The organism is Streptomyces sp. NPDC020489 (assembly GCF_044386545.1).
GTDB lineage: Bacteria > Actinomycetota > Actinomycetes > Streptomycetales > Streptomycetaceae > Streptomyces.
In genome coordinates, this window is record NZ_JBIRUZ010000032.1 from 1 (window position 1) to 10,934 (window position 10,934).

Consider the following 10,934-nt stretch of genomic DNA (forward strand, 5'->3'; position numbering starts at 1 on the left):
CCCCAAGCCGTTCGTCTGGACGAAGACCGCCGACGACATCCTCGACACCCTCGCCGCATACTGCACACGAATTAACGACTCAGGACACTAGAAGTGGGGGCGAACTCAAGGTCCGGGACCCCCTTTTTTCGTGTCGATGCGGCTGCCGTCGATTACCGCCCGGGACCAGTCGATCTCGTTTGCCGCGGGCAGCTGGCAAGCAGGATCCGATACAGATCGTCGAACACCCCGGCGTTGATTCACCGCTTGATCCGCCGCCAGCACGTCATGCCTGAACTGCAGCCGAGTTCCTGCGGAGGTCTTCCCAGCCGATCCCGGTATGCAGCCCGGCACCGGCCGCGGACCGGGCGCCTCCATCGGGCCACGGCGGAAGCAACGGCGCGAGAAGCTCCCACAACTGATCATTTACCAGAGCGAGTGAGCAGCTCTTTGACGTTCGTCTCAGGTTCGCTCGGTGGGAAGCAGGCATGCGGATAAGCGATGCAACTCGTATGTAGAAGGCTAGCGATGGCAGTCGACACAGCACCTTCGGGGAAAGCGCAGGGCACCCGCACCACAAACCTCATAGAGTCACGACCGTCTTACTGCACTTGAAATCTTCCGGCAGCCCCTGGACTTCGGGCCCAGTCGCGACGGGCCTTGAACGTCGTGCGGGTGTCGAATGGCGCTCTGGAGAGTACTCCAGTCGGAGTAACGCCGTACCGCCTGTCTCCCGAGGGATGACGACCGCAGTATGACGAAACAGAACGGAATCGGGCCTAGCGTTGAGGCCATGCAGAAACCTGATAGGCCACTGCGGAGGTTCGGGGGTGGGCACCAGGGCGCTGGCGACGGCGTTCCCTGTCGCCGCACGCGGGGTCACACGCCGACAACAGTGCGGGCCCGCCGCGGCCGGCCCGCACAGCGCGCACGCGGGCGGTCGTCAGCTCCGCCACAGCCGCTGCGCACCGGCGAGTGGTTCCTCGACCTGAGCGCTGCCGCGGTGCGCGAGCAGGACGCGAAGACCCCCTGAAGCATCTCGCAGACGGATGCCGTACGGGTAGCTCACCACACAAACGCCTGAAGAGAGGGACTGACATGAAGTCCATGGGACGCCGCGGCTTTCTTGCCGCCAGCACGGCACTTGGCATTGGTGCCGGCTTGTCCACGTACGCCATTGCCTCGGAAGTGAGCGAGAACGAGATTTCGGACAAGACTTCGGACATTTTGCGGCGGGACCAGGATCTACCCTTCATCGGCACGGAGGAGACCTTTTCGACTCCCGCGTTGTTGAAGCTGAACTCCATCAATCAGGATCACATAACGTTCCTTGAGGAAATTGGCCTTTCGGATCTGGGCCGACGCCGCATCGGCGATATGGATAAGGGGGGACTCAACGTTCAAATCCTCTCTGCTCATACACCCTCCGTACAAAATGTTCCTGGGCAGAGAGGCATCGACCTTGCCTATCGTCTTAACCGGCAGCTTGTAGACGGGCCAATCGCCAAATATCCGGGTCGCTTCAAGGCTTTCGCCACCCTGCCCTTGCAGAGCCCGGAGGCGGCGGCGGACGAGCTCGAACGCTCGGTTCGGGAAGACGGCTTCCTCGGCGCAATGACCAACGGACACATCACGAAGAAGTATCTCGATCATCCCGATTTCGAGCCTGTGTTGGCACGTGCCGTCGCTCTCGATGTGCCGATCTACCTGCATCCCGGCTATCCAGCTGACGAGGTCTTCAAGATCTACTACAGCACCACACGGTCTCAATACACGGAAGAGTTCCAGGACTACATCTTTAGTGGGTCTGGATACGGCTGGCACCAGGAGGTGTTGACCCAATGCATTCGGATGATCACGTACGGCGTTTTCGACAGGTTCCCCAAACTGAAAATCATCATCGGCCACATGGGCGAAGGTCTTCCCTTCTACTACGAGCGGATCGTCAATGACATGGGCGAGCCGACCAAAGAATCGCTCGAGAAGCCCATCGCGCAATACTTCCAAGACAACTTCTGGATTACAACCAGCGCATTCCCCCAGACCGAACTGCTCGATCTCCTGCTGAAGTACATAAGCGTGGATCGAGTGATGTTCGCAACCGACTACCCGTTCGCGGACATAAAGGAGCAGACCGACTGGTTCCGCGGAGTTGATTTGCCACGCGAAGACAAGGAAAAGATCGCGTTCCGAAATGCGGAAAAACTGTTCAGAATGAAAGTGTCCATGCAGTGATACGCCAGCGGTGACCAGGTGCGTGCCTTCGGCGGCCGCAGCAACTGCCCCGACCCAGCCGCGAAGCACAGCCACGCATCCTCGTCCCTTACCGTCTTTCCATCCGTGGCCACGTCTCCTTGATCCGATCTTGGCCTTGCCGCGGCGGGTCACGACGAGCTCGAGGACCAGGCCGGCCGGCGGCGCAGAGGTGGATGCCGGAGGCGTCGGTGGTCCTGACAGATGTCAGCACCGCCCCGGCCGCGTTCGACACCGACCGGCCCAGCTGGGCCGCCTACGACGACACCCGCTACCTGGGAACCCTTCACGCGCAGGTCGACCTCGATGGAGTCTGGTACGTGCAGTCGACGCGCGAGCGTCACCTCCGCCTTGACGACGCTGTGCGCGCCTTGCGCCGCCCGCCGACCTGGCCCGAGGAACGTGAGCGCGTACGCCGATGGGCGCGCACATGCCTCGACGACCTTCGGCTGCTGGTCCTCGACGTGCAGACCACCGGCCTCGGCGACGCCTGGGCCGTCCAGATCGGCCTCACTGACCGCTACGGCACCGCGCTGATCGACGAAGTCATCAATCCGCTCAACGACATCGAACCCGCCGCAGCTCGGCTCCACGGCATCACACACAGCCGGGTCTCCGCCTCCCACACATTCAGCACGCTCCTGCCCGACCTCACCCGCCTCATCACAAGTCGCCGCTGCGTGGCCTACAACGCGCCCTTCGACCGCGGCGTCCTCGAACGGGAGCTACGACGCCACTACAACGATCCCCTCCGAGCCCGGGCATGGCTCCAAGCCTGCTCCTTCGAGGACGCCATGCATCCCTACGCCACGTGGAAGTGAGCGAGGACCTGGCCCAGTCGGGCCGCCGCCCCGCCGCGCGGCGGGCAGACCGGAGGGCGTCTGCGACCAGTTCGGTCCGCAGGTGGTCGGCGGTGGACCAGCCGACCACGCGGCGGGAGGCGATGTCGATGACGGTGGCCAGATAAAGCCAGCCCTCGTCGGTGGCAACTTAGGTGATGTCACCGCACCAGCGGGTGTCCAGGCCGCCCGGGTCGGGAGCGCAGTCCCGGACGACGAGGTCGGGCCGGACAGCGGCCCGCGGGTCGGGGATCGTCGTCAGCTGCCGTCGCCTGCGGTGCCGGCCCTGCAGTCCGGCAGTGCGCATCAGTCGGGCGATGCGGCGGTGCCCGCAGTCCTCGCCCTGCCGTTGAAGGACGGCGTGGATGCGCGGGACCCCGTAGGTCCCGCGGGACCGATCGTGGACCTCGGCGATCTTCTCGGGCAGCTCAGCGTCGCGGACCGCTCGCGGGCCGGGCTTGCCGGTGCAGCGGGCGTAGAAGGCGGCTCGGGAGACCTGCAGCAGTTCACACGCTCGTTTGACGCTGTGACCTGCACGCTTCTCCGCCTCGATGAACGGGTGCACCGTCACCGGGTCTCCTTCGCGAAGAAGGCCGTGGCCCGCTTGAGGACCTCGACGTCCTCGCGCAGCCGGCGGTTCTCCCGCCGCAGTGCGGCCAGTTGCTCGCGTTCGCTGCTGGTCAGGCCATCGCGCTCGCCCGCGTCGGTCTCGGCCTGGCTGACCCACAGCCGCACCGCGGTCTCGGTCAGGTCGAAGTCCTTGGCGATCTGGCCGACCGAGCGGTCACCACGTCGGCACAGCTCGACGATCTCGGCCTTGAACTCCGGCGTGAACGAACGGCGAGGCCGAGGCTTCTTCTTCCCCATGCTCTCCATGATGGACATCCTCCCGGGGCAGAACCCCTGATCTCAGATGTCCGTCAAAGCGGATCAAGCCCAGTCAGGGCGTGGTCGACCTTCGACCGGGCCGCGGTGCGATCCGCACCCAGCTTCGCCGGCTGCCACTCCCGCAGATCCGGTCACTGCGAGGCGACCTCCGCCCTGGACTGGGTGGCGAACCACACCCGCGTCCGGCCGACTTGAGGCAACGTGATCCGGTCGATCAGGCCTTCCTTACGGAGCTTGACCAGCCGCCGACGGGTCTGCTCGATCCGCACATCCGGCGCGATCAGCAGATGCACCTAACGCCAGCCGGTCCCTGCACCCGCATCCACAACCACCATCACCCGACGCCTTCCGTATGAGGCGGCACCACCGTTGCGGCGTCACGCATACGACAGGCCAGCGGCCGGCCCCGACCGGAACCCCGACCACCAGGGCCCGACCAGCGTCACGATGCGATAACCCCACCCCGAACCGTGCTGTGTTCACAACCGCACCACGTACGAGGGCGGGCGGCGCGGTGACCTGCAGCAGTGCGACGTCCCGTGGTCAGGGCAGGTCTGGTGGTTGGGGGTGTTGGCGGAGCCAGTGCTGCAGCTCGCGGTGGCGGTATTGGTAAGCGGGCCCGCTACAGCGCATGAGTCCTGCGCTAACGGCCCAGTCCAAGAACAGAGCCAGCCGGAACGGCAGACGGTGGCGGGAGCAGAGCAGGAACACTGCATACCGCCGTATGGCCCCCGCGACGAACGTGATCCCGAAGGTGAGCCCGACCGCGACCGAAGCCACGACCCCGACTGAGAGCCCGTATGCGATGCCTAGCGCGAGCCCGAAGGTGATCCCGAGCGTAGTCCCGACCGCGATCCCGACAACGGTCCCGCCCACGATCCCGAGCAGGGCATTGTTCCTAACGAGGGCCCGGGCTCCGAGATTTGCGTCCGGCTCCTGCTCCAGTTCGGCCATGAACCCGCTTGCGAGCCCGAGAACGAATCCGACTGCGATCCCGGCCGGAATCGCCCTCGGAATTCCGAGCGCGGTCTCGAGTACGAGCCCGACCACGCTCCCGAGCGTGGTCGTGAGCGCGGTCCCGGACACGAGCACGAGCGCGAGCTTCCTGCGTCTTTGAGGAGTCCTGAACGGGTTCGCCAGACTGTTGGGGCTGCTGCGGACCATAGTGGTCATCGCACCGGCGGCTGCGCTGGTTAATAGCACGGCTGCTGTCGGGTCTGGGCCAGCCCAGGCGAGGGGGAGGGCGGTGAGGACGGTGAGGGTGGTGAGGAGGGCGTCGGTGGTGCGGACGCGGGTGCGTCCGGCGAGGGGCCACAGTTCGTGCAGGAGCAGGTCGGTGGCTTCCGCGCCTGCGGGGGAGTTGGCGGGGAGGGTGCCGGTGGGGTCGAGGTGGGTGGTGAGGTGGTGGAGCCAGTGGTGGACGTCCTGGGGTGTGTAGCCGTGGGGGTTGGGGGCGGTGTGGGTGGCGGCGGGGATGTAGCGGGCCAGGAGGTGCTGGTCCAGGGCGTTGGCGTCGGGGAGGGTGAGGAGTTCGGCGGGGTCGCCGTCGCGGTGGTAGACGGTGGCGGTCAGACACAGCCGCCAGGGCGTGGACAACACGGCCGCCAGGAGTCCGCCAGGATGGGCGGTCAGATGGTCGAGCAGGGGCTGCCAGCGAGCTGGGTCGAGGGCGCGGTCGGTGAGATAGGCATGGGCGTCGGTGGTGTCCACGGGGGCGATGGTGATGCGGGCGGCGTCCAGGACCTCAGTGTGCGTGGTCAGGGCGTCGTAGTGGTGGGTACGGCAGGTCAGGATGAGAGGTCCGGCGTCACGGCCGCGCTGGTAGGCGTTGAGGGCGCGGACGACGGCGGTGGCGCGGGGCGCGGCAGGGTCGGGGGATCCGTCGGGAGCTGGCGGGTCCATTTCGTCCAGGCCGTCCAACACCGGCAACACCATGCCGTGCTGCACCATGCCGACGGCCAGGTCGGTGGGCCAGTCGTAGGCCTCGACCAGCCGCTGCTGCAGCAGCTCGGGCAGGGACTGGTCTTCGGTGTCCCACCGAGACAGCGGGATACGCACGGGAACGGGGGCATCCTCGGCCCGGCCGTCGAGGAGAGCCAGCATCAGTTCCAGGGCCAGAACCGTCTTGCCCGCGCCGGCGGCGCCGGTGACGACCAGACGCAGCGGCTGGGTGGCACGGTAGTAGGAGACGATGTCCGGCAGCGTCACCGGGCCCGAGCCGTCGGCGGTCAGACGCCCAGCAGTCGGCGCCACGGCAGGGCGGGCAGCGGCGGGGTGCAGGTCGTAGGCGAGGTTGATGCGTCGGGTGTCGTCACCCAGCAGCTGCCGCCATACCCCGCTTTCCCCGTCCTCGACCTGCCGGGCCAGCGTCGCGGCCCAACCGCGGGCGCGTTCAGCATCGTTGCCCTCGACCGGCTTACGCAGTGCCGTCACCGCGACCACCAGCCCGGTCACCCCCAGGGGCAGACCCAGCAGCCCGGTGGTGTCACCCGGTTCCAGACCACCGTGCATCAGCTGCCGCACCGCGTACGCGACACTCACCCCGATCACCAGGGCACCCAGAGCCCCGAACACCTGCCACCTACGCCGCCGGCGACGCCCCCTGAGTCCTGCCACCCTCCGATCATCGCCACCACGAACTCATCGCACCGTCGACTTCTCCCACTCGTGACCAGGCGGACGAACAGCCCCGGGACTGTACATCGTTCGGTGTAACTCCCGATCATGGAAGATGCATCGATGACCAGTGAGAACGTGGCCGCACCGGCGTCGCGGTCGCGATCACCGGCTTGGGTGACATCCCGTCCGGCGCCGCCGACCAGCCCGTCGACATGGCCGCGCTCGCCGAGCGGTTGAACCGCAGTCTGTGCTCCGTGGAGTTTCCGCCAGAGCTCGAGGACGGCCCCGTCGTCAACGCCGAGGTCCTCGACGAATGGCGAGCGGCGTCACCTTGTTTTGGGCGCAGGCACGTCCTCTACCTCACTGCGCAAGTTGAAGTAGGCCAAAAGGCGTACCCCCTTCTGCAGTAGTCGGGAGTACTGCGGCAGGACCGTCAGGGTTGCGCAAGGCGCGTCACCAGTCGGCGGAATGGTGGGTTTCTGTGCTGGTGAAGGAGTAGCTGAGCCCTTAGACGCCCCTTCGAATGGGCCTGTGTCCACCCGAAAGGGTGAGTGGTGAAGAACGCCACAAATCCCCGTCTGCATTAGGAGTTGGGCTATCGGCCACAGGAGGATTTGGGTGCCCCCACGGAGTCCGCCGGGCACTTCTCACGGCTCCCGGCGGACCCACTGGGGGGTCGGCGTTCCCATCACAGAACAGGACCCATAGGTGGACGGTACACAGCGACCCCACGGCGACGCGCCCATTCCCAAAGGGATTCGCATCACGCTCGTTGCCCTACTTGCCGGACTTGTCGGCCTTCTCGTGGGGATTTATGCCAGCCATGTGGGGCAGCTCACGTTCTACGCGGCATCCGCAACCGGCGGCGGCGCATGCCTCGCCGTCCTCATGCTTGGAGTAGTCGTTCTGACCTTCCTAGAGGAGTAACGAGTCCCCCCAAGTCGTGCGCCACCCTCAGCAGATCGGCAGCGCGCGACACTAACCGGTTCAGGTCTGCACGGTGCCCTCCACTGATCACCCGAGTGGAGGGCACCACCTCATGACCCGTCAGCATCACCTCCCGCGCCACCTGGGGCGTGATCCCTTGGAACGGCACCCCGGACGCCGTTGCACTCAAGACGCGGACCGAGTCTTCGTTCCCGGCGCGCAGATGGTCGGCGAGGGCATGCCGGACGACGGCGCCCAACGGGGTGGTGCGGCCGGTGTACCGCAAGCGCCCGCCCGTGTTGTAGTGGCCCAGCAGCGCCGTGGTGGGTGCTCGCAGACTGCCGGTGACCGCGCCCGCGATGGCCTCCGTGGTCTGACGCGCCTTCTGCTTGGTCCACCCGCGCCCGCCCCGGTACATATCGGCTTGTCAGGGGACGGGACACCAGGACTTCGATGTCGACGGCCGGGAAGTCGGCCAGCCACGCGGCCGCCTGCTCCGGGTCGGTCGTGGATAGAGAACGAACGGCTGCCGCGGACGTGGTCCCGGTTCTACGCTGGGCTATTCAACACAGCGCCGGGGGCCGGGGGAGTAATGAGCGCGGGTACGGCGGCATCTGACGAGATGTCGGAGCGGCGGTGGTTCATCAGCCACGCCGGGGCGGATCGGGCGTGGGCGGAGTGGGTGGGCTGGCAGCTGCTCGATGCCGGGCATGACATCGAGCTGGACTACTGGGACTGGGGTGCGGGCGACAACTTCGTCCTGAAGATGAACGCCGCCCTCGAGCGGGGCCGGTTCCTGGCCTTGTTCTCCCCGGCCTACTTCGAGCCGGAGCGGTTCACCACCCCGGAGTGGACCGCCATCGTCGCCAGCAAAGAGAAGATCACCCCGGTCCGTATCGCCAAGACCACCGTGCCGGCGATCCTGAGTTTCCTCCTGGCCCCGGACCTGTTCGGGCTGGACGACCATGCCGCGCGCGAGGCGTTGTTGCGCGCGGTCGAAGGTCCGTCCCGGCCCCGGCAGGCGCCGCCGCGGCCGCCGGGGATGCTGGCCCAGGTGAGCGCCAGCGGACCACGTCTGCCGGGGAGCCTTCCACGGGTATGGAATGTACCGGCGCCGAACGCGGCGTTCACCGGCCGCGACAGTCTCCTGGTCCGCATGCGGGAGAAGCTCGCGTCCGGGCAGCGGGTGGCCGTCCACGCCCTGCACGGCCGTGGAGGAGTGGGCAAGACGCAGCTGGCGATCGAGTACGCGCATCGGTTCGCCGGCGAGTACGAGCTGGCGTGGTGGATCGCGGCGGAAGACCCGGCCCTGATCCCGGATCAGCTCGCCGCGCTCGCCCTCCACACAGGCGCCGCACCCGCGGGCACTCCGTTCGCCGACGCGGTCTCCGCGCTCCTTGCTGAACTGCGGACCCGCTCGCGCTGGCTGCTGGTGTTCGACAATGCCGAAAACCCCGAAGCGCTAGCTCCGTTCCTGCCCGGCAGCTCCACCGGGCATGTGCTGATCACGTCCCGCAACCCCCACTGGACGAATTACGCCGTCCCCCTCGACGTCGACACCTTCTCCCGCACCGAGTCGATGGCCTTGCTCCGTGCTCAGGGCGCTGTCCTCACCGACGCGGACGCTGACGACATCGCAGCCGCCCTGGACGACCTTCCCCTCGCGTTGGCGCAGGCGGCCGCACTGCTGACCCGGGGTCTGTCGGCGGCGGATCTGCGTGAGGAGCTGGTGGCGAATCTGGTGCAGGTGATGGGACAGGGCCATCCGTCTGGCTATCCGGCCGCGCTGGCCGCGCAGGTCCGTCTCACCCGTACCCGCCTGGAGAGCGACCATCCCGGCGCGGGGGCGGTGGTGGATGCGCTGGTGTTGCTGGCTCCCGAGCCCTTCCCTCTCACCGCCTGCGCCGGGCATCTCCCCGGCCAGGCCTCTGCGCTCCTGAAGGAGGCGGTCGCTTCGCGGCTGGCAGCGGTGGGTGCGGTGGAGGTGGTTGCCCGGCATGGTCTGGCCCGTGTTCAGGACGGCACTGTCCAACTGCACCGCCTCACCCAGGACATGCTCAAGGGCCAGATGACCGCCCAGGAGCACGAACAGGCGATGGCCGACGCGGAAGCCCTCCTGACCGCAGCCAACCCCGGCGCATCCAATGAGCCACGGTGGTGGCCGGCCTGGCAGGTCCTGCTCCCGCACGCCTTAGCCCTCGACCCCGCCCAACTCACCACCAGTTTGGGCCGGGACGTGGCGGGGGATGCGTGCTGGTATCTGATGGACCGTGGGCAGGCCCGCCCGGCCCGGGAACACCTGCAAACGCTGTATGACACGTGCCTGCGACAGCTGGGCCCCGACCACGAGGACACCCTGCGAGCCGCCCACATCCTGGCCCGCGCCCACGACGACTACGAACGCGCCCGCGCCCTGAACGAAGACACTCTCGCCCGCCACCGACGCCTTCACGGTGACGAACACCCTGCCACTCTGGCCAGCGCCAACAACCTTGCCGCCTTGTTGTGGAGGCTGGGACGGAACGAGGAAGCTCTCGCCCTGAATGAGAAGACGCTGGAGACACGGCGTCGGGTGTTGGGGTTGGATCACCCGGACACGCTGAGTACGGCGTCCAATCTGGCCATCCGGCTGGCGGAGGTGGGTCGGGTGGGGGAGGCGGTGGTGTTGGGAGAGGAGACGCTGGCGGTGCAGCGTCGGATGTTGGGGGTGGAACATCCGGACACGCTGCGCACGGCGCACAACCTGGCCGTTGACCTCACGAATGTGGGCCGGGTGGGGGAGGCGCGTGTACTGGCAGAGGAGACGCTGGAGTGTCGTCGGCGGGTGTGGGGTGAGGATCACCCTGATACCCGCCGTTTCGCCGCCTGGATGGAGGGGCTAGTCAGGGGTGAGGGGGAGCCGAGGGCGGGGGAATGAAGCTGGGGCCGTGGTCTGCCGGCCCGGAGCCGTCTACCAGTGCATCGCCAGGAGGTTGAGGGCGTCACGGTGCTCCGCCCCCGTACCTGCGCCCAGGACGGTCATGTGGGGCTTCAGGTGCTTTTGAGGGGGGTGATGGTGGGTGGGGGGAGGGTGCGTTCGCGGAGGGCGTTGGTGAGGGAGGCCAGGGGGCGGCGGCGGTCGCGGTCGCGGTCGGCTGTGGGGTGTTTCTTGGCGAGTTTGTGCAGGAGGCGGGCGCGGCCGTCCTCGACGGTGCGGTCTTCGGTGAGGACTTTGCTGAGGTCCTCATGACGGCGTCGGGTCCGGTGGGCCGGTCGCCGGGTGTGGCGGCGGGTGGCGTTAATCCGTGATGGTCGGTGTGAGGGGCGGGGGGTGCCTCTATGTCTTTCGTCAAGCGAGGCGTGGGGTTCTGGGTTCGTAGAGGGTGCCGTCGCGGAGCATCGCGAACAGCACGTTGATCCGCTGGCGGGCCAGGCGGAGGAGTGCCTGGG

At 67.2% G+C, this 10,934-nt stretch carries 7 protein-coding genes and 1 pseudogene; 3 read left to right on the forward strand and 5 right to left on the reverse strand.

Annotated features, from left to right (window positions below; translation table 11 throughout):
* Positions 1-1,077: 1,077 nt before the first annotated feature.
* Both ACH41F_RS41720 and ACH41F_RS41725 read left to right on the forward strand, forming a co-directional pair.
* Complete coding sequence (locus ACH41F_RS41720; RefSeq protein WP_391245440.1) at positions 1,078-2,214, forward strand: amidohydrolase family protein; 1,137 nt, start codon at positions 1,078-1,080, stop codon at positions 2,212-2,214.
* Between the two features lie 209 nt (positions 2,215-2,423).
* Positions 2,424-3,053, forward strand: a complete 630-nt coding sequence (locus tag ACH41F_RS41725; protein WP_391245443.1) for an exonuclease domain-containing protein — start codon at positions 2,424-2,426, stop codon at positions 3,051-3,053.
* Positions 3,054-3,087: 34 nt separating this feature from the next.
* Here ACH41F_RS41725 and ACH41F_RS41730 read toward each other — a convergent pair.
* The 5 genes and pseudogenes from ACH41F_RS41730 to ACH41F_RS41750 all read right to left on the reverse strand — a co-directional run.
* A pseudogene (locus tag ACH41F_RS41730) lies at positions 3,088-3,204 on the reverse strand (hypothetical protein); the annotation flags it as partial.
* 18 nt (positions 3,205-3,222) lie between these two features.
* Positions 3,223-3,642, reverse strand: a complete 420-nt coding sequence (locus ACH41F_RS41735; RefSeq protein WP_391245445.1) for an IS3 family transposase — start codon at positions 3,640-3,642, stop codon at positions 3,223-3,225.
* Positions 3,639-3,947, reverse strand: a complete 309-nt coding sequence (locus tag ACH41F_RS41740; RefSeq protein ID WP_391245448.1) for a transposase — start codon at positions 3,945-3,947, stop codon at positions 3,639-3,641. The genes ACH41F_RS41735 and ACH41F_RS41740 overlap by 4 nt, the downstream gene beginning before the upstream one ends.
* A gap of 143 nt (positions 3,948-4,090) precedes the next feature.
* Positions 4,091-4,252 carry a hypothetical protein gene (locus tag ACH41F_RS41745; RefSeq protein WP_391245450.1) on the reverse strand — a complete coding sequence of 54 codons (162 nt, stop codon included), beginning with the start codon at positions 4,250-4,252 and terminating at the stop codon, positions 4,091-4,093.
* Between the two features lie 250 nt (positions 4,253-4,502).
* On the reverse strand, positions 4,503-6,533 hold the full coding sequence (locus ACH41F_RS41750) for an NACHT domain-containing protein (RefSeq protein WP_398839857.1): 2,031 nt from the start codon (positions 6,531-6,533) through the stop codon (positions 4,503-4,505).
* A 1,564-nt stretch (positions 6,534-8,097) separates the two neighbouring features.
* Here ACH41F_RS41750 and fxsT point away from each other — a divergent pair.
* On the forward strand, positions 8,098-10,422 hold the full coding sequence (gene fxsT / locus ACH41F_RS41755) for an FxSxx-COOH system tetratricopeptide repeat protein (RefSeq protein WP_391245457.1): 2,325 nt from the start codon (positions 8,098-8,100) through the stop codon (positions 10,420-10,422).
* Positions 10,423-10,934 lie beyond the last annotated feature (512 nt).